The following is a 22,586-nucleotide window of genomic DNA, read 5'->3' on the forward strand; positions in this document are numbered from 1 at the left end:
TCCATGATTCAACCCCACGAAATCACCGGCATCGTGCTCGCAGGCGGGCGCGGCTCCCGCATGGGCGGGGTCGACAAGGGCCTGCAGAACTTCAACGGCACGCCGTTGGCGCTGCACACGCTGCTGCGCCTGCAGATGCAGCAAGGCAACCTGCTCAGCGAGCAGATGATCAACGCCAACCGCAACCTGGGCGCCTACGAGGCCTTCGGCGTGCCGGTCTGGCCCGACACGCTAACCGACTATGCTGGCCCGCTCGCGGGCTTCATGACCGGCCTGGAGCGCTGCGAATCGCCCTACCTGCTCACCGTGCCCTGCGATACGCCCTTGTTCCCACTCGATCTGGCCGAGCGCCTCGCACAGGCGTTTGACGACGAACACACCGAGATCGCCATGGCCGCTGCGCTGGAAGAAGACGGCCAGTTGCGTCCCCAACCCGTGTTCTGCCTGCTGAAGCGCGAATTGCTGGAAAGCCTGGTGGAATTCACGCAGGCCGGAGGGCGCAAGATCGACAAATGGACCGCCCAGCACCGCACCGTGCTGGTGGCTTTCGACCAGCCGGGCGACGATCGGCGCGCCTTCTACAACACCAACACCCTGGCCGAGCTGCACGCGCTGGAAAAGAGCTGAGCCCTCCTTTTGCTGTTCCCATGAAATCCATCGAGCAGATCGCCGCCGAGCTGCAGGGCTATGACCCCAAGGCGCTGAGTGCGGCCAGCGTCAACGACTTTCTTTCCCGCCTGGTCGAACCGGTCTCGCAGACCGAAGACATCGGCTTGTTCGACGCCCTTGGCCGCGTGCTGGCGCAAGACTTGATCTCGCCCATCAGCGTGCCGCCGCACGACAACTCGGCCATGGACGGCTTCGCGCTGAAAAGCAGTCAGCTCAAAGGCGGTGAGCCGCTGCGCCTGCGGGTGGTCGGCACCGCTTTCGCCGGCAAGGCCTGGAGCGGCGAGGTGGGAGATGGCGACTGCGTGAAGATCATGACCGGCGCCATCATGCCCCAGGGACTCGACACGGTGGTGCCACTGGAATTCGTGCGGGTCGACGGCGAACGCATCGAGATGCCGCCTGGCGTGGTGAGCGCAGGCGACAACCGCCGCCTGCTCGGCGAGGATCTCATGGCCGGCCGGCCCGCACTTCGCCAGGGCCAGACGCTGGGCCCTGCCGCGCTGGGCCTCATCGCCAGCCTCGGCCTGCCCACGGTGCGTGTGTTCCGCCGCGTGCGCGTGGCCTATTTCTCCACCGGCGACGAGATCCTGAGCCTGGGCGAGTCACCGCGCGAAGGCGCGGTGTACGACAGCAACCGCTACACCGTCTTCGGCCTGTTGAGGCGCATGGGCGTGGACGTGATCGACATGGGCGTCATAAGCGACCAGCCCGCGCTGCTGGAGTCCGCGTTTCGCGAAGCCGCCGCCAGGGCCGACGCCATCATCACCAGCGGCGGCGTGAGCATGGGGGAAGCGGACCACACCAAGGCCATGATGAAGCAGCTGGGCGATGTGGCCTTCTGGCGCATTGCCATGCGCCCAGGACGACCCATGGCCGTCGGCCGCATTCAGGAAGGCGGCCGCTCTTCGCTGCTCTTCGGCCTGCCCGGCAATCCTGTGGCAGTCATGGTGACCTTTCTCGCCTTCGTGCGCCCTGCCCTGCAGAAGCTCATGGGGGGGGTGGCCAGCGAGCCGGTGCTGCTGCAGGCACATAGCTCGGAAGCGCTGCGCAAGAAGCCCGGCCGCACCGAGTACCAGCGAGGCATCGTGACGCGAGAGGCCGATGGCCGATTGAGCGTGCGCATCACCGGCAACCAGGGGTCGGGCGTGCTGAGCTCCATGGTCGAAGCGAATGGCCTCATCGTGCTGAACCACGCGCAAGGCAATGTGGCCGTGGGAGATGCCGTCGACGTGATGATGTTCGACGGCGTGGTCTGAAGGCCCCCACGCTGCGCCGCTGTGCGGGTTGCTGCCCCCGGGGCTGATCCGGCTTGGGGCGGCCCGGCGCCGGATCGCTTGCTTTTGCCTTACTTCGCCGGAATCGCGCCCACTGGTTCTTCGTGCGCAGGCTGGACAGCCGGATGCTCCGTCTTGCGGCGCGACAGCAGCGTGTACATGGTCGGCACCACGAAGATCGTGAGCAAGGTGCCCACCGACATGCCCCCCACGATCACCCAGCCGATCTGCTGCCGGCTCTCGGCGCCCGCACCTGTGGCCAGCGCCAGCGGCAACGCACCCAGCACCATGGCTCCGGTGGTCATCATGATCGGACGCAGGCGCAGGCCGGCGGCACGCTTGACCGCTTCGATCTTCTCCACACCCTGCGCTCGCAACTGGTTGGTGAACTCCACGATCAGGATGCCGTGCTTGGTGATCAGGCCCACCAGTGTGATCAGCCCGATCTGGCTGAACACGTTCAGCGTGCCTCCCGTCAGTTTGAGCGCCAGCAAGGCACCGAGCATGGAGAGCGGCACCGAAAGCATGATGATCAGCGGATCAATGAAGCTTTCGAACTGGGCCGAGAGCACCAGATAGATGAACAGCAGTGAAAGCACGAACACCAGCGCAAGCGAACCAGATGAGTTGCGGAATTCCCGGCTCTGGCCGTTCAGGTCGGTGGCATAGCCTGCGGGCAGGATTTCAGCCGCCGTCCGTTCCATGAACGTCAGCGCCTCGCCCAGCGAATAACTGGGCGCAATGTTGGCCGTGATGGACGCACTGCGGCGCTGGCCAAAGTGGTTCAGTTCTCGCGGCACCACCACCTCGCGCGTGGTCACGAGCGAGCCCAGGGGGATCATGGCGTCGCCGCGGCCACGCACGAACAGGCGGTCGATGTCCTCAGGCGTGCTGCGGTTGGCCGAAACAGTCTGCACCACCACGTCGTATTGCTCGCCGTCGCGCTTGTAGCGGGTGACGATCCGCCCGCCCAGCATGGTCTCCACCGTGCGGGCAATGTTGTCCACGCTCACGCCCATGTCGGCCGCGCGCTCGCGGTCCACGTCCATGCGGATTTCGGGCTTGTTCAGGCGCAGGTCGGTGTCCACCTGCACCAGGCCGGGGTTCTGTGCCATGCGATCCTGGAACTGACGAACCACCGCCGAAAGGTTTTCGTAGGTGTCGCTGGTGACGATGATGAAGTTCACCGGCCGTTCGCGAAAACCCTGGCCCAGTGACGGCGGCGTGATCGGGTACGCGCTGATGCCCGGCAGGGCAGCCATGCCCGGCGCCATCTTGCCTGCGATCTCCATGGTGGTGCGGTCGCGCTCTTCCCAGGCCTTGCCTCGCATCACCACACTGCCCTGGGCCACCGAAGGGTTGCCCACCACGGTGAAAATGCGGTCGAACTCGGGTTGTTCCATCGCCATCTTCTCGATCGCCTCCGCATAGCGGCGCGTGTAGGCCAGCGTGGCACCGTCGGGGCCATTGATGTTGGCCAGCACGACGCCACGGTCTTCCATGGGCGCGAGCTCGGAACGGGTCGTCTGCAACAGCCACCAGCTGCCGGCGGCACTGCAGAGCATCACGGCCACCACCAGCCAGCGAACGTTCAACGAACGGCTGAGCGTGCGGTCGTAACCTTGGTTGATGCTTGTCAGCACCCTTTCCATGAAACGGTCGAAGCGGCTCGGTTTGTCGACATGGCGCAGCAGCTTGGAGCACATCATGGGCGAGAGCGTGAGCGCCACAAAGCCCGAGACCACCACAGCCCCCGCCAGCGCCAGCGCGAACTCGGCAAACAGCCGCCCGGTTCGTCCGGGCGTGAAGGCCAGCGGGGCGTACACCGCAGCCAGGGTGAGTGTCATGGCCACAATGGCAAAGCCGATCTCGCGCGCCCCCTTGATGGCCGCCTCGAAGGGTTTCATGCCCTCTTCGATATGCCGGTAGATGTTCTCCAGCATCACGATCGCGTCGTCCACGACCAGACCAATGGCCAGCACCAGCGCCAGCAGCGTGAGCGTGTTGATGGAGAAGCCGAACAACGCCATCAGCGCGAACGAGCCGATCAGGCTCACGGGGATGGTGATCAGCGGAATGACGGAAGCGCGCAAGGTGCGCAGGAAGATGAAGATGACCAACGCCACCAGCACCGCTGCTTCGGCGATGGTGGTGTACACCGCCTTGATGGATCGGTCGATGAAGATCGAGTTGTCGTTGGCCACCTCGATGCTGACGCCGGGCGGCAATTCTTCGGTGATCCGGGGCAGCATCTCCTGCACCGCGGCGGACAGCTCCAGCGGATTGGCCGTGGCCTGGCGGATCACGCCCAGCGAGATCGCGTCGCGCCCGTTGTAGCGCACCGAGGTGCGCTCGTCTTGCGGCGCCTGCTCCACGCGCGCCACATCGCCGATGCGGATGGTCTGTCCGTTGATGGTGCGAATGCCGATGGCGCGGAACTGCTCCGGCGTCTGCACGTCGGTGGCAGCGGTCACGTTGAATTCGCGCAGCGAACTCTCGATGCGGCCCGCGGGTACCTCGAGGTTTGAGCGACGAAGGGCATCCTCCACGTCCTGCACCGTCAGGCTGTAGGCCGCCAGGCGATCCGGATCGATCCAGATGCGCATGGAATAGCGGCGCTCGCCCCATACACGCACATCGGCCGCGCCGGGCGCTGTCTGCAACCGGGGCTTGATCAACCGGTTCGCCAGGTCGCTGAGCTCCAGCGGGGAGATGGTGTCGGCGTTCAGCGCGAGCCAGATCACGGGGGTGGCGTCGGCCTCCACCTTGGCAATCGTCGGCTCGTCCACGTCGGACGGCAAGCGCTGCCGCACTCGGCTGACCTTGTCGCGCACGTCGGCGGCAGCGGAGTCCGGGTCGCGCTCCAGCTTGAAGCGCACGGTGATCTGACTCTGTTCCTGCCGACTGATGGACGTGATGATGTCCACGCCCTCGATGCCGGCGAGCGAATCTTCCAGCACCTTGGTGACTTGAGATTCGATGACTTCACTGGAGGCGCCACCGAAGCGCGTGGTGACGGTCACGGTGGGTTCGTCGATGCGCGGGTATTCGCGCACCGTGAGGCCATTGAACGAAACAATGCCCACCAGCAGAATGAGCAAGGACAGCACCGAGGCGAAAACCGGGCGTCGAATGGATATTTCAGGCAGTTGCACGAGGACTCCTGAGCGGATTCAAGTCATCACTGAGCTGGAGGCCTGGCGGCGGCCGGCGTCGCCTGGCCCACGCGAGCCATGTCCACCACCTTCACCACGGTGCCGTCACGTTGCAGGCGCTGCTGGCCCGCCACCACGACCATGGCCCCGACCGCCAAGCCTTTGACGACCTCGACATCGGAACCACGCCGCACGCCGAGTTCCACCTCGACCCGGCGTGAGGCGAGCTTCTTCGCGTCGCCCTGGCCCTGTTCCTCGACCACGTAGACGAACTGTTTGCCCGCCTGCGGCACCATGGCCTCTTCGGGCACCACGAGCGCGCCATCGTTCACCGAAAACACGATCAGCACCCGCGCAAACATGCCGGGACGCAGATCGACATTCGGCGTGCGGGGCATGGCGGCACGCACAGAAATGGAGCGCCCGTTGGCATCGAGCAGAGGATCGACCGCCAGCACCTTCGCCTCGAATTTCTTGCCCGGCATTGCGTCCAGTTGCACCTGCACGCCCTGACCTGGCGCAATGCGGCTCTGGTAGCGCTCGGGCAGGCGGAAGTCCACGGTGAGCTGGGACGTGTCCTCGAGGTTCACCAGCGCGTCGCCCACTCCCACGTACTGCCCGAGGTTGATGCTGCGCAGGCCGAGCGTGCCATCAAAGGGGGCCGCTATGCGCATGCGCTGCATGCGCGCTTCCGCCAACGCCACCTGGGCCTCGGCCACTTGAAGGTTCGCCTGGCTTTCTTCCACCACGCGCTGGGCCACGAAATTCTGGGCCACCAGTTCCTGGTTGCGCTTGAGGTTCGCACGGGCGATGGACAGCTGCGCCTGCGCCTGGCTCAGTTCGGCTCGCTGCAGGGTGTCGTCCAGTTGCACCAGCAACTGGCCCCGACGCACCTGGGCACCATCGGCAAAGGCAATGCGCGCCACGCGGCCCGCGGTCTCAGGCTTGATGGTCACGCTCTGCCGTGATTTGAGGGAGCCGACCGCCTGCGCATCGTCCTGCAGCGGCATCGTCTTGACCCGCGCCACTTCCACACTGGGCGGACCACCGGCATTGGCGATTCGGCCTGCAGGGGCCGGATTCGATGCGCCCCTGGCCGGGTCGCTGGCTGCCCGGTTCTGAAACCACCAGCCCGCGCCAGAGGCCAGGCCGATGCCGGCCACGGCCACCAACACGTAGAGCGCTCTGTTCGCCATGGATGTAATTGCCCGGGGAAAAGCGTCAACGCCCTATCAGGGTGTTGACAAGTCAAAGAAACGAAATGTAGCAGCGCTGAGCGAAAACGGAGGCTGGAAGTTCCGCTTTCCGACGCTCAGGCCCGTACAAATCTCACGCTGGAACGCCCTTGTTCGCCAGAGCGTCGGCCCGTTCGTTGCCAGGGTCGCCAGCGTGTCCCTTAACCCAATGCCACTCGATCTGGTGCACGCCGCCGTGCACCAGGGCATCAAGCTTCTGCCACAACTCGGCGTTCTTCACCGGTTGCTTTGCAGCCGTGATCCAGCCCTTGCGTTTCCAGCCATGGATCCACTCGGTGATGCCCTTGCGCACGTACTCGCTGTCGAGGTAGAGGGAAACCTGGCACGGCCGCTTCAAGGCGCTGAGCGCCTCGATCACAGCGGTGAGTTCCATCCGGTTGTTGGTGGTGTTGCGCTCGCCGCCCCACAGCTCCTTCTCAAAGCCCTCCGACTTGAGATAAACGCCCCAGCCACCCGGGCCAGGATTGCCCTTGCAGGCGCCATCGGTGTAGATCACCACGTGGTTCAAGACAGTTCCTCTTCTCGTTGTGCAAAGGCCCGGCAAAGCCGGGCCATCAATGCCGGTTGGCCACAGGGACCGGCGCGGCGGCTTTGACCCTGCGGGGTTTCCAGGCCGGGCCCAGCAGGCGCATGCCTCTCACGCGCTTGACCGCCACGACAAAATACACGGCACCGAATATGGGCCACCAGCGCGCGCCAGCCCGATCGAGCCAGGCACTGCGTTGCAACCACTTCTCCGTGCGCATCGCAGGGCGGTAGCACCCGTAGCAATCCGACTCCAGATCAAAGCTGAGCAATCGCAACCAGTCGCGCAGGCGCCAGGGGCCGATGAACTCACCCGCATCGGGAAGGTAGAGATCTGGTCCCCCCTTCGAACGAAGGCCTGTACGCTCCCAGAAGCGGCTGCGGCCCTGGCGAAAGCCCCAGAGGCTGGCCGGATTGAATCCTGAAATCACCACGCGCCCTTCGGGCACGAGCACACGTTCCACCTCGCGCAGGACATGATGGGGATCGGCGCTGAACTCCAGCGTGTGCGGCAACACCACCAGATCGAGGCTGGCGGGCGGAAAAGGCAGTGCGGCGGCGTCCGTGATCAGCGCCACGCGCGGCGCGCCTGCACCGGCTTGAACCTCACCGTCGTCGTCGGGCCGCGGGGGCAGTACCTCGGGCAAGGCCAGCCAGCGGTGCGGCATGCGGTTGTTGCGCAGGGCATCGAGCTCCGGCAGACCGAGCTGCAAGGCGTTGAAGCCGAAGAGGTCGGCTGCCACCAGGTCAAACTGGGTCTGTTCCCACTCGAGCAGGTACCGGCCCGGCGCGGTGCCGAACCAGTCGGTCAACCCTATAATTTTTGCGGTCATGGTTTGTAAAGCAGGCTGCGGCCCCAGCTGGAAGTCTGCGACACTGCGGGACGCCGAAACGGCCAGCCCGCACTCTACACGCCCTCACCCCGATTCCGCTCCATGCACCTCACTCCGATCCCGGCCTTCACCGACAACTACATCTGGGCGCTGCACGATGGTCAGCGAGCCCTGGTCGTGGACCCCGGCGAGTCCGACGGCGTGACGCAGTGGTTGGCGAAGGAGGGTCTGCGACTCGACACGATCCTCATCACCCACCACCACCCCGACCACACCGGCGGCGTGGCCTCCCTGCGCGAAGCCACTGGCGCGCGCGTGATCGGCCCGGCGCGTGAACGCATGCCCGAGCCGCTGCTACGCGTGAGCGCAGGCGACGAAGTGCAAGCCCTCGGTCTGCGCTTCGAGGTGCTCGAGGTGCCGGGCCACACCGCCGGCCACATCGCTTTTTACGCGGCCGATTTTGAAGGTACCCCCCTGCTGTTCTGCGGCGACACCCTGTTCTCGGGTGGTTGCGGTCGCCTGTTCGAAGGCACGCCAGCGCAGATGCTGGACTCGCTCACCCGTCTGGCCGCCCTGCCCGACAACACCCGTGTCTGCTGCACACACGAATACACCTTGTCCAATCTGCGCTTTGCCATGGCGGTGGAGCCGCACAACGCCGACCTCGCCGCCTACCAGTTGCGCTGCCAGGCGCAGCGAGCGCAGAACTTTCCGACGCTGCCCAGCTCCATCGGGCTGGAAAAACGCATCAACCCTTTCCTGCGCACCGACCAGGCTGAGGTGGTGCGGACTGCACAAGCCCGATCGCCGGGCCAACCCACCGATGCCGTGACGGTCTTCGCCACGCTTCGGGAATGGAAGAACGTTTTCTGATGACCCTTTCCTCGCTACCCGGGATCTTCCGCCGCCGGCTTGCATTCGCCGGCACCGCTCTGGTCCTGCTGCTCTCCGGCTGCGCCACCACCCTGCCTCCCGACCCCGCCACCGCCCCGACCGCACCTCAGGCCTCCACCGTTCCTGCGCCCACACCTGCGCCCAGGAGCCTGCCCTCGTACCGCCTGCCCAGCGACATTCCGCTGAGCGCCATCGGCATCTCCAACACCAGCACACACGGTGTTGCCAGCCTTGATGCCCCCGCCGATCTGTGGGACCGCATTCGCAGAGGCTTTGCCATGCCCGACCTGCAAGGTGAACTGGTGCGCGACCGCGAACAGTGGTACGCCACGCGGCCGGACTACATCCAGCGCATGACCGAGCGCTCGAGCCGCTACCTGTTCCACATCGTCGAAGAGATCGAGCGCCGCAACATGCCCATGGAACTGGCGCTGCTGCCCTTCATCGAGAGCGCGTTCAACCCGCAGGCTGTCTCCAGCGCTCGCGCGGCCGGCATGTGGCAGTTCATGCCCGCCACGGGTGAGTCCTTCGATCTGCGGCAAAACGTCTTCCGCGACGACCGGCGCGATGTACTGGCCTCCACCCGCGCCGCGCTGGACTACCTGCAACAGCTGCACAACCGGTTTGGCGACTGGCATCTGGCACTGGCTGCCTACAACTGGGGCCAGGGCAACGTGAACCGTGCCATCACCCGCAACCAGCGCCTGGGCCAGCCCACCAGCTACACCGACCTGACCATGCCCGCAGAGACACGCCAGTACGTGCCCAAACTGCAGGCGGTGAAGAACATCATTGCGCGGCCCGAGGCCTACAACACCACCCTACCCCTCATCGGCAACCACCCGTTCTTCGACACCGTCACGCTCCAGCGCGACATGGACGTGGCCGTCATTTCGCGCCTGGCCGGCATCAGCGAAGCGGATTTCCGCGTGCTCAACCCTTCGCTGAAACAGCCCATGGTGATGGCGGCAGGCACGCCCAACATCCTGCTGCCCTGGGACAACGCGGTGATCTTCGAGGACAACCTGAGCAGACACACCGGACCGCTGGCCAGCTGGACCGCCTGGGTCGTGCCCACCACCATGTCGGTAGCGCAAGCCGCTGCGCGTGTGGGCATGAGCGAATCCGAACTGCGCAGCGTCAACAACATCCCACCGCGCATGCAGGTGCGTGCCGGCTCCAGTCTGCTGGTGCCACGCACCGACAAACGCAATGGCGACGTGCCCAGCCACGTGGCGGACAACGCGCGCCTGAGCCTGCAGCCTGACGTGGTGCTCTCGCGCACCACGGTGCGCGCCCGCCAGGGAGAGAACCTGACACGCCTGGCACGGCGCTATGGCGTGAGCCCGGTGAGCGCGGCGGACTGGAACAAGCTCGCGGTGAACGCGCCCCTCAAGGCGGGCCAGCGCATCACCCTGTTGCTGCCCAAGCGCGCCACTGTCGCCAGCAACGCCAAGAAGCCAGTGACCAAGGCGGCGAGCTCGAGCAAGAGCAAGACCACGACCGCGTCGACCCGCAAACCGGTGAAGGCCAAGGCTGCCAGCTCGTCGAGCAAGACGCGCGTTGCGACGACGACCAAGAAATAGGGGCGGTGTCGTATTGAGGCCGCGTGCGCGGGATTCAAGCGTGGCATTGTTGCGGATACCGCAATGCTGCATGCTGGGCCAAGTGATTTTTCTTCAGAGGATTGAAGTTCAAACTTCTCCCCATGCACTTTCGCATGACCGTTCTGGAGATTCACATGAACCGCAAGTCCACCATCGCCGCCCTGATCGCTATCGCCGCCACCACGGGCAGCGCCTTTGCCGGCACCTCGCTCGCTGGCGACATCAGCATCGATGACACCGCCTTCACGTCCACCCGCACCCGCGCCGAAGTCCAGGCCGAACTGGCCCAGTTCAAGCAGGCCGGCGTGAACCCCTGGTCGACCTCGTACAACCCCACGCGCGACTTCCGCAGCGAGAAGACCCGCGAACAAGTCATTGCCGAGTACCAGGCCTCGCGCGACAGCGTGGCCGCCATCACCGGTGAAGACAGTGGATCGGCCTATGCAGCCGCACACAAGAACACCGAAGTGACGCCGCAATTCGCCGTCGGTGCCACCCCGACCCTGCGTTGATCCTTGCGCTGGTCGCCTAGGCCCGGAAACGGGCCTTGGCCTTGCGCGCGAAGTCGTTGGTGAAGGTGCGGGCCAGGTCCACCCGCTGCACCGAGCCCGCTTCTTCGAACAGGGCCAACATGCGCGCCGCAGTAGCCGGACCCGCATCCGGCATGAGCCCATCGACCGTCCAGGCCTCGCGCACACGGGCGAAGGCCGCGAGGTACAACGCCCGGTCGCCCTGGAAGTGCCGTTCCGGCACCGCCTTGATGAGATCCGAAGGCCCCGCCGTCTGCAACCACTTCAGCGCATGCACCATGGCATCGGCCAGGCCCTGGCTGGCCCGGGGGTTCTGGGCCAGAAAATCCGTCGGCGCGCAGAGGCAGCCCGATGGCATGGGCCCACCAAAAACGTCTGCAGTGCCCCGCGTGCTGCGCGTATCCACCACCACTCGCAATTCGCCGCTCTGTTCGAGTTCGGTCACCGTGGGATCGTTGTAGCTGATCGCGTCGAGCTGCCCGCGCCGGAACGCCTGCAGGGCCAGCACCGGTGCGGGCTGGGCGACGTACTGCACCTCCCCCGGTCGCAGCCCCGCCTTTCCCAGCACCATGCTCGCCAGGCGGTGTGAGGACGATCCGTCGGACACCACGCCCACCCGACGACCTCGCAGGTCGCTGAGCTGGCGGTAGTGCGCCATGGTCTTGAGCGACACGCCCAGCACGATCTGCGGCGCACGTCCCTGCAACACGAACGACTGAAAACTCTGGCCCCGGGTCTGCAGGGTGATGGTGCTGCTGTAGGGTGCCGAGAGCACATGCGCGGTGTTTGCCTGCACGGCCTGCGCCGCCAGTTGAGCGTCGGCAAACTCGCGCACTTCAACGTCCAGCCCCTCTTGCGCAAAATAGCCCAGGCGTTCAGCAATGGTGAGGGGCAAGTAGCAAAAGGAAGACCGATCGTAGGCTGCGATCACGAGGCGCGGCGCAGCCGCCTTCGGCAAGCCACCAGAAGCTGTGGTGGACGGCGCGGTCGCGTTCTGGGCGTGCAAAGGCGGCAGTGCTGCAGCGACCATTCCGAGCGCACAGGCGCGACCCCACTGACGGCGACTCCACATGACCCGGTTTTCCTCTCTTGGCTCACACTTCTTGGTGAGCCTCGAGCCTAGGGGCGATGGACCAAAGCCGCATCGGGACCAATCCCGAGCGGGTTTGTACCGAGCGCAAATGCAAGTCGATGTAACGGGCGTTGGCGACGAACGCGCCGTTCTCAGGTGAACAGAATCGCGACGTTCACCGCGAGCGCCGCCGTCCAGAGCAAGCTGCGCGCAGTGGCCATGTCGGCCACGTACATCGCGATATAGAGCAGACGCAGCACTACAAAAACGAAGGCCAGCACGTCGATCCGGATCTGCGTGCCACCCAGTTGGTGGGCAATGATCACCGCACCGATGAAGAAGGGCAGCGCCTCGAAGCTGTTCGCCTGCGCCGCATTGGCACGCGCGCGCCAGTCGGTCTGGCGGGCCAGCCAGGCGCGGGGGTTGTGATTGTCGTAGCCTCCATCGCGCCTGGACTTGCCAAAGCTGCCCGACTTGGCGAGCCAGCCGCACGCCAGCGGCAACAGGGCCGCCACCAACACCGCCCAATAAGCCACTGTCAATCCTGCGAGCTTCATGAAGTGCTTCTCTCCATCCAGAAACCTGCGCCTGATCAGCGCCGGTCCACCAGGGCATGGGCGATGGTGCCCAGGTCCACGTATTCGAGTTCGCTGCCCACCGGCACACCACGCGCCAGCCGCGTCACCTGTACACCGCGGCCCTTGAGCGCCTGCGCGATCACGTGCGCCGTGGTCTCGCCCTCGGCGGTGAAGTTGGTGGCCAGAATGACCTCGCGCAAATCGGCCTCGCTGCTGATGCGATCAAAAAGCTTCTGCAAGCCAATGTCGCGCGGCCCTACACCATCCAGCGGGCTCAGCTTGCCCATGAGCACGAAGTACAGGCCTTTGTAGGCACCGGTGCGCTCCATGGCGGCCTGATCGGCCGGCGTTTCCACCACGCAGAGTTGACTGTGGTCGCGCCGCGGATCGCGGCAGGTGGGACACAGCTCGTCTTCGGTGAAGGTGTGGCAGAGCGAGCAGTGCTTCACCGAACCTGCGGCGTGTTCCAGCGCGCGCGCCAGCTGCACCGCGCCTTCGCGATCGTGCTGCAAGAGGTGGAACGCCATGCGCTGTGCCGATTTCACGCCCACGCCGGGCAACCGCCGAAGCGACTGGATCAACAGTTCCAGCGAATGGTTGTCGGCCATGTGGCTCCTGGAAGGACGGCGGCGTTCAGGTCTTCAGAAAGGAAACTTCATGCCAGGGGGCAGGCCCGGCATGCCGGCCGTGAGCTTGCCCATCTTCTCGGCCGAGGTTTCCTCGGCTTTGCGCACCGCCGCGTTGAAGGCAGCAGCCACCAGGTCTTCGAGCATGTCCTTGTCGTCGGCCAGCAGGCTGGGGTCGATGGTCACGCGCTTGACGTCGTGCTTGCAGGTCATCAGCACCTTCACCAGGCCAGCACCCGATTCGCCCGTCACCTCGATGTGGGCCAGTTCGTCCTGGGCCTTCTTGAGGTTGTCCTGCATCGCCTGCGCCTGCTTCATGAGGCCGGCAAGTTGTCCTTTGTTGAACATGGTGTTCCTTGTGTCTGAATGAAAGAATGATGAGTCGCTCAGGCGCTGGTGGCCTTGATCGAACCCGGCACGATTTTGCCGCCAAAGTCGCGCATCATGGATTGCACGAACGGGTCGCCCAGAATCACCGCTTCGGCCTGCTGCTGGCGCTGCTGCGCCGCGAAGGCCAGCCGCCGCGCCGGCGAGTCGGTGATGCTGCCGATCTCCACCACCAGGCGCACCTCGTGGCCCAGCGTCTGCAGCGCAGCGGCGAGTCGATCACGCGCATTGCCCTGGTTGAGCGAGCCGCGATCCACGCGCAGCATCCACTGGCCGGCATCGCGCGCCACCAGTTGCGACTGCAGGCCAAGCTCACGCACGAGCGCGGTGATGACTTCGGCTCGCACAAGCTGCATCACGGTGTCGAACCAGAAATCGCCTTCTTCGCTGCCACCGGGCGCAGCCATCGGCTCGGTGGCGCGCGGTTGTGGCTGATCCAGCCGCCCGGGCTCGCCCGCGTCGCGCACGGGAATGGCCAGCACGCGGCCGGGCGTCGGCTCGGTCTCCTCCCAGGGAGGGCCGTCGTCTTCGGGCCAGGGCGCCTCGTCGGGTTCTTCGACCGCAGCGTGGGTTTCAGGCTTTGCCGGGGTCGGTGGCGGCGCGGCCACGACCGCCTGCACAGGTTTCGAGGGCGGAGCGGGTATGGCTGGCGGGCGCGGCGGAATGACAACGGGCGCCGCGACCACGGCCACGGGCGACGCCGGGCGCACCGCTGGCTCAGCGGTTTTCAGTGTTTTTTTTTCCGCGGCGCCCGCAGGCTTGAAGGCCAGCAAACGCAGCAGCACCATGGTGAGCGCAGCGTATTCGTCGGGCGCCAGGCCGAGTTCGCCTCGACCATGCAGGCACAGGCTATAGAGCAGTTGCGTCTCGTCGGCCGGCAGGCTCTGCGCCAGTTGAGCGATCTGGGCTTCGTCGGGATCGTCCTGGCCTTCGGCCTGCGCGTGACCTGGCACCGCTTGCAGCACCGCCATGCGTTGCAGCACGCCGGTCATTTCCTCCAGCGTGGAAGCGGCACTCAGCCCATTGAGGCGAAGCGCATCCACCGTTTCCACCACCTGCGAGCCATCGGCTCGCGCCAGCGCATCGATCAGGCGCAGGACATAAGAGCGGTCCACCGCCCCCAGCATCTGGCGCACCGTGGCTTCCTGCAACTGGCCGCCGCCAAAGGCAATGGCTTGGTCGGTGAGCGAGAGCGCATCGCGCATGGAACCTCGCGCCGCGCGCGAGATCAATCGCAGCGACTGCACATCGGCACTCACCTGCTCGGCCTGCAGCACCTGCTGCAGATGCTCCAGCACGGTCTCGGGTGCCATCGGGCGCAGGTTGAACTGCAGGCAGCGCGAGAGCACGGTCACCGGTACCTTCTGGGGATCGGTGGTGGCCAGCACGAACTTCAGATACTCGGGCGGTTCTTCCAGCGTCTTCAACATGGCATTGAAAGCCGTGTTGGTCAGCATGTGAACCTCGTCGATCATGAAAACCTTGAAGCGGCCCTGCACCGGCTTGTAGACCGCCTGCTCCAGCAGCGCCTGCACCTCGTCCACACCACGGTTGGAAGCGGCATCGAGTTCGGTGTAGTCGACAAAGCGACCGCTATCGATGTCGGTGCAGGCCTGACACACGCCACACGGTTCGGCAGTAATGCCGCCCTGCCCGTCTGTGCCCAGGCAGTTGAGCGACTTGGCCAGGATGCGCGATACCGTGGTCTTGCCCACGCCGCGCGTGCCGGTGAACAGGTAGGCATGGTGCAGCCGCTGGGTGGTGAGCGCGTTCGAGAGAGCCTGAACCACGTGCGACTGGCCCACCATTTCGGCAAAGGTCTTGGGGCGGTACTTGCGGGCGAGCACGAGGTAGGACATTCCCCGCATTCTACGGGTGCCCCCTCGGCGGGCCGCCCCGCCGATCCCGGATAATCCTGCCCATGTCTTCCCCCACCTCCCCCGCCGCCACCGACACGCTGAGCTACGAACAAGCCGGCGTCAACTACGACCTGATCGACCCCCTGAAAGTGGCCGCGCAACGCGCCGCCGCCGCCACCGGCGCCCACCTCGGCGCGCATGGTTTCAGCGAAATTGCCGCTTCGCGTGGCGAGTCAGCCTACGTGGTCGACGTGGGCCCGTTCTACCTGGCCAGCATCGTCGAATGCCTGGGCAGCAAGGCCCTGGTGGCCGACGAAATGGCACGCCTGACCGGCAAGAGCTACTACGAAGGCATTGCGCAAGACACCATTGCCATGGCCATCAACGACCTCATCACCGTGGGCGCGACGCCCCTGGTGGTGCAGGCCTACTGGGCCGCTGGCGGCAGCGACTGGTTTGGCGACGCCACGCGCGCCCAGGCCCTGGTGGCCGGCTGGAAAAAAGCCTGCGACATCTGCGGCGTGGCCTGGGGCGGCGGCGAAACACCCGCGCTGGCAGGCATCGTCGAAGCCGGCCGCATCGACCTGGCGGCTTCGTGTACCGGGCTCATCAACCCCAAAGAACGTCTCTCGGTGGGCGACCGCCTCGGCGCGGGCGACGCCATCGTGCTGCTGGCCTCCAGCGGCATCCACGCCAACGGCTTGAGCCTGGCCCGCAAGCTGGCCGAACGCCTGCCGCAGGGCTATCTCACCGAAGTCAGCCCCGGGTTGACTTTTGGCGAAGCCCTGCTCGCGCCCACCGTGCTCTACTCGCCGGTGACCGAAGCGCTCTACCGCGCTGGCGTCAAGCCGCACTACTGCGCCAACATCACCGGCCACGGCTGGCGCAAGCTGCTACGCCACCCCGCCGAACTCACCTACCGCATCACCCAGGTGCCCGAAGTCACGCCGGTGCTCAAGTTCATCCAGCAGCACGCGAAGCAGGACGACCGCGAGGCCTACAGCACGCTCAACATGGGCGCGGGCTTCGCCATCTTCGTGCCCGCCGATCAGGCCGAACGCACCGTGGAAATCGCCAAGGCGCAAGGCGTGCATGCGCTGGTGGCGGGGCGGGTCGAAGCCGGCGCCAAGCAACTGGTCATCGAGCCGCTGTCGATCACCTTTGGCAACGAAGACTTGCAACTGCGCTGAACGCATCGAAACGGCCCGTCGCCTACAATAGACCTCGACGGGCCTTCCCGCATGGTGAAGCGGCCAACCGGGTCAGGTGGGGAACCAAGCAGCCCTAACTGTGAATCCAGTGCCGGGGTCAAGGCTCGTCACCTTTTCAAAGAGTTTTTTCCGTCTCGCCAGAGAACGGAAATGCTTTCAACCGTCCCGGCTTCGTCACACGAAGCGATTTGCACGGTATGGCGCGGGGTCAATGGTCGTTTTTTCCCCGCCAATCATCTCGGCCAGAAGGCGACCGCTCGGTGCCGCCGCAGTCAGACCGACGTGGCCGTGGCCAAAGTTTAAGAACGCGTTGGCATGGTGCTCTGATCGACCGAGCACCGGCAGCGAATCGGGCATGGAGGGCCGAAAACCCATCCAGCTGCGCTGCACCGTGTTGTCGACTCCGGGCAGCATGCCCGTGACCAGCTCGGCCAGTGCTTGGGCTCGGGCATCGACGGCCGGTCGCTCCAGGCCGGCAAGTTCGACGGTTCCAGCCACGCGCAAGCCGTCTTCCATGGGAGTGGCGAAGAATTTGCCTTCGCCCGAACACACGGGGATGCGGGGCGCGCCGCGCTCCGACTTCAGCATCACGTGGTAGCCGCGTTCGGTGTCCAGCGGCACAGTGGCGCCCAGCCTTGATGCGAGCGGCCGCGAATGCGCGCCGGCCGCCAGAACGACCGCATCGCAAGCCAGTCGTCCGGACTCGGTCACCACAGCGGCCACCTTGTTTTCGGCAAATTCGAAGTCGATGGCTTTCGATCGAACAAACTGGGCCCCCGCAGCAGACAACGCTGTGGCCAGCTGCCGGGACAACCGCAAGGGTTGGGGCACATGGCCTTGCTCCGGCATCCACGTCAAGTGGGTCAGGCTTGGCGACAACGCCGGCTCCAGCTCCTGAATCTGGCCTCCGGTCAGGATCTCGATCTTCACGCCTCGAGCCCTGCGCAGTTCGCGGCCGAGAGCATCGGCCTGAAAGGCGGCTTCGCTCCGGTACACGAAAGCGTATCCCTCTTGGCGAATCAGCTCAGGTGCACCGGCCCATTGAGCCAGGGATCGCCACTCCTCGATCGCGGGATCGAGCAAGGCATGCAAGGCATCCGCAATCGCATTGACGCGATCGATCCGACTCGCAGCATGCAGTTTCCACAACCACGGCGCGATGCGATGCGCGTAACGCCAATCAATGCGAAAAGGCCCTTTGGGATCAAGCAGGTAGCCGGGAACGCTTTTCCACAATCCCGGCAATCCCACTGGTACGACGGAGGCGCGGCTCAGGCATCCGGCATTGCCCAGAGAACAGCCTTCGCCTGGCGCCGCTGGATCGACAAGTGTGACCCGCGCTCCGCGAATCTGGAGTTGCGCGGCAGTGGCGAGTCCAACGATGCCTGCCCCGATCACCGCGACGTGCTGATGGTGCATGCAGGACCTCAATCCAGCTTGGTGCCCGCCGTATCGGCAACCTTCTTCCACTTCTGATCTTCGGCGCGCAGGAACTGGCCGAACTCGTCCGATGTGTTTCCGACCACCTCGAAGCCAAGCTCACGAAACTTCGCCTGCACATCGGGCATGGCGAGGATCGCTCGAAACTCCGTGGAAAGCCTTTGCACCACCGCCGCCGGCGTTCCGGCTGGCGTCGCAATGCCGAACCACTGGATGGCTTCGTAGCCCGGAACACCGGCTTCGGACACCGTGGGCAGATCAGGCAGGCTGGTGGAGCGCTGCGGATTGGTGACCGCCAACGGCACGAGCTTGCCGGACTTGAGATGGGTCAGGAAGGCCACTGCTGTTCCAAAGGCCATGTCGACCTGTCCGCCCAGGAGGTCAGTGACCATCTGGGAGTCCCCTTTGTAGGGCACGTGCACGAGATCCACCCTGGCCATCGATTTGAAGTACTCGCCCAGCAGGTGAGAAATCGATCCGTTGCCGCCTGACGCGAAGGTGAGTTTGTTGGGATTGGCTTGCGCGTAGGCCACGAGTTCCTTGATGTTCCGCGCAGCCACACGGTTCGGGTTGACAACAACCATGATGTCGGCGGTGCCCAGAAGCGTCACGGGAATCAGATCCCGCACGGGACTGTAGGGAAGCTTGGTGTACACATGCGGTGCGATGGCCATGGTGCTGCTGGTGCCCACCAGCAACGTGTGTCCATCCGGTGTGGACTTGGCCACATGGTCAGAACCGATTGCCCCTCCAGCACCTGCACGGTTCTCCACGAGCACGGGCCGACCGAGGCGTGGGGAAAGTTTCTCGGCAACGATGCGGGCCACGACGTCGGTGGAGCCACCCGCCGTGAAGGGCACCACCACACGCACCGGCTGCGAGGGGTACTGCTGCGCCAAGCCCGTCAATGGCGAAGCAAGCGCAACACACAAGGCAGCAAAAGCAAACAGGACTTTCATTTCCAGACCTCCTTCAGCACGCGAATAAAGTTGTCCCCGAGCAGCTTGCGGATCCGTTCAGGGCCGTAGCCCCTCTGCAGCATCCGCTCGACCACGTTGATGAGTTCTGCACGCACAGCAAAGCCAACGAGGCCAAGGCCCTCGTACTGCTTTCCTTGCGTCACTTCCGGGTAGTACCAGGGCGTTGCCCAGTTCACCTTGGTTTTGCCGTCAAACCAGTCCGTCGCGAAGGTCACGTGGTCCTCCCCGATAAGGTTGATCGCGTAGTCGAAATGGTCGAGGTAGTCGTCCAGCGTGGGTTGGCGATCGGATCGGATGAAGGGAGAGAAGGTGGTGATGCCGATGGTGCCCCCCTTGTCTGCAACGGCCTTCATCTGCTCGTCCGTGACACAGCGCGGGTTGTCTGTGATGGCCCGCACGGCGGTGTGTGAGATGACGATGGGCTGCTTCGAGCACTTCACGGCGTCCAGCGTGGTCTGAATGCCAACGTGGGAACAATCGATCACGATGCCCAGCCGATTGCACTCTCGCACCACCTGCATGCCGAAGTTTGTAAGACCGCGATTCTCCGGCTCCAGGCAGCCGTCACCGATCCAGTTGCGCTCCATGTAGGTGAGCTGCAAGGTCCGCAAACCCAACTTGTAGAGGAGCCTGATGCGTTCGCGCTCCTGTTCGATCCAGGTGGAGTTCTGCACACCGAAGATCACGCCCAACTGTCCGTTCTTCTTGGCCTCGTAAATGTCATCCACGGTTTCAATGTGGCGAACCTTGGGACTCATCTCGAAGTTCAGCAGGTTCTCGTACACCGCCGTCAACAGGTTATGGAAGCTGGGCGAATAGGAGGGCTCCGATACCAGGCAGGCGTGCAGCACGCTCCAGCCTGCGGCGACCATGTTCTCTTCGTAGGTGCCTTGCGCCACATGCGGCGTCGGATGCACCACGGCACCACCCAGTGTGTCGATGACGATGGAAGACTGAAGAAGCTTTTGCGCAGCGCTGCTGCCTGTGTTCACTGATGCGGTCATGAAGTTGCTGCCCTTTCGGGGCGCAGCTTAAGCCGCCTGCACTGCTCTCTACCAATCAAAAGTTGGGGGGTGGCTCATAACGTGAGCTAATGGCATTCATGCTTGTGTCGAACGCTCCCGGAGCATCTGGACGAAGTCTTCGATCACATTCGAGCGGGCCGCGCGGATGGGTCGCAGCAGAAGGATCTTCAAGTTCATCGTCGGTTTCAATGGCTTGAGCACAAAGCCCGGATGCGATCGCGCGCGAAACAGCGTGGATTCAATGAGCGCCAGACCCGCGCCTTCGGTGGCCAGCGCGATGGCAGTGGACGAGTGGCCGCACAGCACCTGGAATTGCAACGCTCCTTTGAGATCACCCAGCAGATGATCAATGTAGGGCCGCAGCAGAGCATGGGGCAGGTATGTGATCAGCCGTTCCCCGATCAGGTCACTCATCTCGATGGAGCGCTTGCGAGCAAGCCGGTGTTTGGAAGGCATGACGCAACCGATGGTTGCCATGGCCAGTTCCTCCACATCGATCGCGGCGCTGACAACCGGCTCGAATACCACCCCAAGATCCACCTCACCGCTGATCACCCGATCGACCACGGTGCTGGAAACGGTCGCCTGGATACCCACGCTCACGTGCGGTCGCTTTCGAGCGAACTGCGCCACGCAGTTCACCACCAGTCCGTCGCACAACGGTGGGGTCGCAGCCACGGAGAAGCTGCCCAGCACCCCATGCGCGAGATCCTGGCTCATCCGTTCGATCGCGTCCAGACGACCAAAAATCTCGCCCACATGGGGCATCAGACGACGTGCCTCCGGGGTGGCCACCAGGCGGCCTGCCGTGCGCTCGAACAACCTGAGCTTCAAGCGGGTTTCGAACTGCCGCAATGTCACACTGACCGCCGGCTGTGTGACGTTCAGCAATCGCGCGGCATGCGTCACCGATCCGGTGCGCATGACCGCATAGAAGACCTCGACGTGACGCAAGTTGATCATGGCGCGACCAAATGTACCGACTTTGTGCGACCGAGCCCATCTGCACAACCCCCTATACTGGCCCGCAGATCAATGGCCCGAGCTTGTCCCCATGGCAATCACCCCGCGCCCCCCATCCTTCATTCACAGCTGGCACGCGCATGTGTACTTCGGCGCCGAGATGCGTGACGCGGCCTGGGCCTTGCGCGAGGTCATCACCACCGAGCTCGGCTCGCGCGTGCAGGTCGGGCGCTTCCATGAAAAGCCTGTTGGCCCGCACCCGGCCTGGACGTTTCAAGTGGCCTTCGACGCCTCGGAGTTCGCCCACGTCGCAAGTTGGCTCGCACTGAACCACGGGACGCTGGATGTGCTCTTCCACCCCAATACGGGTGATGCGCTGAGCGATCATCGCGACGCCGCGCTCTGGCTGGGCAAGTCTTATCCGCTGATTCTGGAAGCGCTGATCGACTGAGGGCCCGTGCGCAGGTGGGCCACCACGCCCTCGCCCGCTCGCACCCCACTGGCCAGGCAGGCCGTGAGCAAATAGCCGCCGGTGGGCGCTTCCCAATCCAGCATTTCACCGGCGCAGAACAGCCCGGGGCGCGAACGCACCATCAGCGAATCGTCCAGCCCCTCCCACGCCACGCCCCCTGCGCTGCTGATGGCTTCATCGATCGGGCGAGACCGCAGCAGCGTGATGGGCAAGGCCTTCAGCAATGCCGCCAGACGCACGGGATCGTGCAGGGTGTCCTTGTCCACCTGTTCGTTGACGATGCCCATCTTGATGCCTTCGAGGCCAAGCCGGCTCTTGAGGTGGCTGGAGAGGCTGCGCGAGCCGCGGGGATGGGTGACCTGGGCCAGCACCTGATCGGCACTGCGATCGGGCAGCAGGTCGAGTTCGAACGTGACCTTACCGTGTCGCTCGATCTCGTCGCGCAGCAGGCTGGAGGCGGCGTATATCAAACTGCCTTCGACACCGGTGGCCGTGGCCACGAATTCGCCTTTGCGATGGAAGACGTGACCCTGGCTGTCGGTGGTTCGAAGGGCGACCGACTTGAAAGGCTGGCCGGCAAATCGCTCGGCAAAGAAGGCCGACCAGCCGTTGGCCACATCGAAACCACAGTTGCTTGGCCGCAGCCGTGCCACTTCGATGCCAGCGGTCTGCAGCCTGGGCACCCAGGCACCATCGGAGCCCAGACGCGCCCAGCTCGCACCGCCCAGGGCCAGCACGGTTGCCCGGGCCTGCACGCGCAAGCCGCCTTGCGGTGTCTCGAAATCCAGCCCATGGCGTTCACCCCAGCCGATCCAGCGGTGGCGCATGTGAAAGCTCACGGGCACACCGGCGCCTGCGGGGTGGCGCAGCCGCTGCAGCCAGGCGCGCAGCAGAGGCGCGGCCTTCATGTCGGTCGGAAACACGCGCTGCGAGCTGCCCACGAAGGTGTCGATGCCCAGGCCCGCCGCCCAGTTGCGCACGGCCTGCGGGCCGAAGGCGTCAAGCAGCGGACGCAGCCGCTCAGCCTGTGCGCCGTAGCGGCTCACGAAAGCCGGCAAAGACTCGGCGTGCGTGAGGTTCATGCCGCCCTTGCCCGCCAGCAGGAATTTGCGACCGACCGAAGGCATGGCGTCGAACAGGTGCACGGCCAGGCCGGCGCGGCCCATCACCTCGGCGGCCATGAGGCCTGCCGGCCCACCGCCGATGACGGCAACGTCGATGTTCATCTCG

General features: G+C 64.9%; 21 protein-coding genes and 1 other RNA gene. 8 read left to right on the plus strand and 14 right to left on the minus strand.

The features are described 5' to 3' along the window. The first annotated feature begins 3 nt into the window (after positions 1-3). Positions 4-627, plus strand: a complete 624-nt coding sequence (gene mobA, locus ACTIF6_RS07420; RefSeq protein ID WP_439587327.1) for a molybdenum cofactor guanylyltransferase MobA — start codon at positions 4-6, stop codon at positions 625-627. A gap of 20 nt (positions 628-647) precedes the next feature. After that, on the plus strand, positions 648-1,925 hold the full coding sequence (gene moeA / locus ACTIF6_RS07425) for a molybdopterin molybdotransferase MoeA (RefSeq protein WP_439587328.1): 1,278 nt from the start codon (positions 648-650) through the stop codon (positions 1,923-1,925). Positions 1,926-2,014: 89 nt separating this feature from the next. On the opposite strand, the gene ACTIF6_RS07430 is transcribed toward moeA, so the two are convergent. The 4 genes from ACTIF6_RS07430 to ACTIF6_RS07445 form a co-directional block, all read right to left on the minus strand. Further along, complete coding sequence (locus tag ACTIF6_RS07430) at positions 2,015-5,098, minus strand: efflux RND transporter permease subunit (RefSeq protein ID WP_439587329.1); 3,084 nt, start codon at positions 5,096-5,098, stop codon at positions 2,015-2,017. Between the two features lie 26 nt (positions 5,099-5,124). Next, positions 5,125-6,294 (minus strand): efflux RND transporter periplasmic adaptor subunit, encoded by a 1,170-nt coding sequence (locus ACTIF6_RS07435; RefSeq protein WP_439587330.1) that lies wholly within the window; start codon positions 6,292-6,294, stop codon positions 5,125-5,127. 133 nt (positions 6,295-6,427) lie between these two features. Then, positions 6,428-6,862, minus strand: coding sequence for a ribonuclease HI (gene rnhA / locus ACTIF6_RS07440; protein ID WP_439587331.1), 435 nt, complete (start codon positions 6,860-6,862; stop codon positions 6,428-6,430). 46 nt (positions 6,863-6,908) lie between these two features. Continuing rightward, a complete protein-coding gene (locus ACTIF6_RS07445) occupies positions 6,909-7,712 on the minus strand; it encodes a class I SAM-dependent methyltransferase (RefSeq protein WP_439587332.1) in 804 nt (267 codons plus the stop codon). 102 nt (positions 7,713-7,814) lie between these two features. On the opposite strand from ACTIF6_RS07445, the gene gloB reads away from it, so the two are divergent. The 3 genes from gloB (at position 7,815) to ACTIF6_RS07460 (ending at position 10,725) form a co-directional block, all read left to right on the plus strand. After that, positions 7,815-8,585 carry a hydroxyacylglutathione hydrolase gene (gene gloB / locus ACTIF6_RS07450; protein WP_439587333.1) on the plus strand — a complete coding sequence of 257 codons (771 nt, stop codon included), beginning with the start codon at positions 7,815-7,817 and terminating at the stop codon, positions 8,583-8,585. Next, positions 8,585-10,192 carry a transglycosylase SLT domain-containing protein gene (locus ACTIF6_RS07455; RefSeq protein ID WP_439587334.1) on the plus strand — a complete coding sequence of 536 codons (1,608 nt, stop codon included), beginning with the start codon at positions 8,585-8,587 and terminating at the stop codon, positions 10,190-10,192. The genes gloB and ACTIF6_RS07455 overlap by 1 nt, the downstream gene beginning before the upstream one ends. Before the next feature lie 155 nt (positions 10,193-10,347). Beyond that, positions 10,348-10,725: a DUF4148 domain-containing protein gene (locus ACTIF6_RS07460; protein WP_439587335.1), complete on the plus strand. Its 378-nt coding sequence runs from the start codon at positions 10,348-10,350 to the stop codon at positions 10,723-10,725. 16 nt (positions 10,726-10,741) lie between these two features. On the opposite strand, the gene ACTIF6_RS07465 is transcribed toward ACTIF6_RS07460, so the two are convergent. From ACTIF6_RS07465 to dnaX, 5 genes are all read right to left on the minus strand, one after another. Continuing rightward, complete coding sequence (locus tag ACTIF6_RS07465; protein WP_439587336.1) at positions 10,742-11,815, minus strand: ABC transporter substrate-binding protein; 1,074 nt, start codon at positions 11,813-11,815, stop codon at positions 10,742-10,744. Positions 11,816-11,967: 152 nt separating this feature from the next. Then, positions 11,968-12,372, minus strand: a complete 405-nt coding sequence (locus ACTIF6_RS07470) for an MAPEG family protein (protein ID WP_439587337.1) — start codon at positions 12,370-12,372, stop codon at positions 11,968-11,970. 35 nt (positions 12,373-12,407) lie between these two features. Beyond that, positions 12,408-13,001, minus strand: coding sequence for a recombination mediator RecR (gene recR, locus ACTIF6_RS07475; RefSeq protein ID WP_439587338.1), 594 nt, complete (start codon positions 12,999-13,001; stop codon positions 12,408-12,410). Positions 13,002-13,034: 33 nt separating this feature from the next. After that, positions 13,035-13,367 (minus strand): YbaB/EbfC family nucleoid-associated protein, encoded by a 333-nt coding sequence (locus tag ACTIF6_RS07480; RefSeq protein ID WP_439587339.1) that lies wholly within the window; start codon positions 13,365-13,367, stop codon positions 13,035-13,037. Positions 13,368-13,405: 38 nt separating this feature from the next. Then, a complete protein-coding gene (gene dnaX / locus ACTIF6_RS07485) occupies positions 13,406-15,265 on the minus strand; it encodes a DNA polymerase III subunit gamma/tau (protein WP_439587340.1) in 1,860 nt (619 codons plus the stop codon). A gap of 62 nt (positions 15,266-15,327) precedes the next feature. On the opposite strand from dnaX, the gene ACTIF6_RS07490 reads away from it, so the two are divergent. Then, entirely contained in the window at positions 15,328-16,455 is a 1,128-nt protein-coding gene (locus ACTIF6_RS07490; RefSeq protein ID WP_439587341.1) for an AIR synthase-related protein, read from the plus strand. A gap of 36 nt (positions 16,456-16,491) precedes the next feature. Further along, positions 16,492-16,588: signal recognition particle sRNA small type (ffs, locus tag ACTIF6_RS07495), an RNA gene on the plus strand. 62 nt (positions 16,589-16,650) lie between these two features. On the opposite strand, the gene ACTIF6_RS07500 is transcribed toward ffs, so the two are convergent. From ACTIF6_RS07500 to ACTIF6_RS07515, 4 genes are all read right to left on the minus strand, one after another. After that, positions 16,651-17,895: an NAD(P)/FAD-dependent oxidoreductase gene (locus ACTIF6_RS07500; protein ID WP_439587342.1), complete on the minus strand. Its 1,245-nt coding sequence runs from the start codon at positions 17,893-17,895 to the stop codon at positions 16,651-16,653. Positions 17,896-17,903: 8 nt separating this feature from the next. Then, entirely contained in the window at positions 17,904-18,875 is a 972-nt protein-coding gene (locus ACTIF6_RS07505; RefSeq protein ID WP_439587343.1) for a Bug family tripartite tricarboxylate transporter substrate binding protein, read from the minus strand. Further along, positions 18,872-19,900 (minus strand): dipeptidase, encoded by a 1,029-nt coding sequence (locus tag ACTIF6_RS07510; protein WP_439587344.1) that lies wholly within the window; start codon positions 19,898-19,900, stop codon positions 18,872-18,874. Before ACTIF6_RS07510 ends, ACTIF6_RS07505 begins: the two co-directional genes overlap by 4 nt. Before the next feature lie 96 nt (positions 19,901-19,996). After that, complete coding sequence (locus tag ACTIF6_RS07515; protein WP_439587345.1) at positions 19,997-20,884, minus strand: LysR family transcriptional regulator; 888 nt, start codon at positions 20,882-20,884, stop codon at positions 19,997-19,999. A gap of 91 nt (positions 20,885-20,975) precedes the next feature. Here ACTIF6_RS07515 and ACTIF6_RS07520 point away from each other — a divergent pair, with 91 nt between their 5' ends. Beyond that, positions 20,976-21,335, plus strand: a complete 360-nt coding sequence (locus ACTIF6_RS07520; protein WP_439587346.1) for a DOPA 4,5-dioxygenase family protein — start codon at positions 20,976-20,978, stop codon at positions 21,333-21,335. Here the strand turns inward: ACTIF6_RS07520 and ACTIF6_RS07525 are convergent. Continuing rightward, positions 21,302-22,582, minus strand: a complete 1,281-nt coding sequence (locus ACTIF6_RS07525; protein WP_439587347.1) for a TIGR03862 family flavoprotein — start codon at positions 22,580-22,582, stop codon at positions 21,302-21,304. The genes ACTIF6_RS07520 and ACTIF6_RS07525 overlap by 34 nt on opposite strands. Between the last annotated feature and the right edge of the window lie 4 nt (positions 22,583-22,586).

It is taken from the genome of Hydrogenophaga sp. (genome assembly GCF_051860785.1).
Taxonomy (GTDB): domain Bacteria; phylum Pseudomonadota; class Gammaproteobacteria; order Burkholderiales; family Burkholderiaceae_C; genus Hydrogenophaga.

What these genes read in the sequence shown, in the direction of transcription:
- mobA (WP_439587327.1), top strand. Translation starts at nt 4, where the DNA reads ATGATTCAACCCCACGAAATCACCGGCATCGTGCTCGCAGGCGGGCGC.
- moeA (WP_439587328.1), top strand. Translation starts at nt 648, where the DNA reads ATGAAATCCATCGAGCAGATCGCCGCCGAGCTGCAGGGCTATGACCCC.
- ACTIF6_RS07435 (WP_439587330.1), bottom strand. Translation starts at nt 6,294, where the DNA reads ATGGCGAACAGAGCGCTCTACGTGTTGGTGGCCGTGGCCGGCATCGGC.
- ACTIF6_RS07445 (WP_439587332.1), bottom strand. Translation starts at nt 7,712, where the DNA reads ATGACCGCAAAAATTATAGGGTTGACCGACTGGTTCGGCACCGCGCCG.
- gloB (WP_439587333.1), top strand. Translation starts at nt 7,815, where the DNA reads ATGCACCTCACTCCGATCCCGGCCTTCACCGACAACTACATCTGGGCG.
- ACTIF6_RS07455 (WP_439587334.1), top strand. Translation starts at nt 8,585, where the DNA reads ATGACCCTTTCCTCGCTACCCGGGATCTTCCGCCGCCGGCTTGCATTC.
- ACTIF6_RS07460 (WP_439587335.1), top strand. Translation starts at nt 10,348, where the DNA reads ATGAACCGCAAGTCCACCATCGCCGCCCTGATCGCTATCGCCGCCACC.
- ACTIF6_RS07465 (WP_439587336.1), bottom strand. Translation starts at nt 11,815, where the DNA reads ATGTGGAGTCGCCGTCAGTGGGGTCGCGCCTGTGCGCTCGGAATGGTC.
- ACTIF6_RS07470 (WP_439587337.1), bottom strand. Translation starts at nt 12,372, where the DNA reads ATGAAGCTCGCAGGATTGACAGTGGCTTATTGGGCGGTGTTGGTGGCG.
- recR (WP_439587338.1), bottom strand. Translation starts at nt 13,001, where the DNA reads ATGGCCGACAACCATTCGCTGGAACTGTTGATCCAGTCGCTTCGGCGG.
- ACTIF6_RS07480 (WP_439587339.1), bottom strand. Translation starts at nt 13,367, where the DNA reads ATGTTCAACAAAGGACAACTTGCCGGCCTCATGAAGCAGGCGCAGGCG.
- dnaX (WP_439587340.1), bottom strand. Translation starts at nt 15,265, where the DNA reads ATGTCCTACCTCGTGCTCGCCCGCAAGTACCGCCCCAAGACCTTTGCC.
- ACTIF6_RS07490 (WP_439587341.1), top strand. Translation starts at nt 15,328, where the DNA reads ATGTCTTCCCCCACCTCCCCCGCCGCCACCGACACGCTGAGCTACGAA.
- ACTIF6_RS07500 (WP_439587342.1), bottom strand. Translation starts at nt 17,895, where the DNA reads ATGCACCATCAGCACGTCGCGGTGATCGGGGCAGGCATCGTTGGACTC.
- ACTIF6_RS07505 (WP_439587343.1), bottom strand. Translation starts at nt 18,875, where the DNA reads ATGAAAGTCCTGTTTGCTTTTGCTGCCTTGTGTGTTGCGCTTGCTTCG.
- ACTIF6_RS07510 (WP_439587344.1), bottom strand. Translation starts at nt 19,900, where the DNA reads ATGACCGCATCAGTGAACACAGGCAGCAGCGCTGCGCAAAAGCTTCTT.
- ACTIF6_RS07515 (WP_439587345.1), bottom strand. Translation starts at nt 20,884, where the DNA reads ATGATCAACTTGCGTCACGTCGAGGTCTTCTATGCGGTCATGCGCACC.
- ACTIF6_RS07520 (WP_439587346.1), top strand. Translation starts at nt 20,976, where the DNA reads ATGGCAATCACCCCGCGCCCCCCATCCTTCATTCACAGCTGGCACGCG.
- ACTIF6_RS07525 (WP_439587347.1), bottom strand. Translation starts at nt 22,582, where the DNA reads ATGAACATCGACGTTGCCGTCATCGGCGGTGGGCCGGCAGGCCTCATG.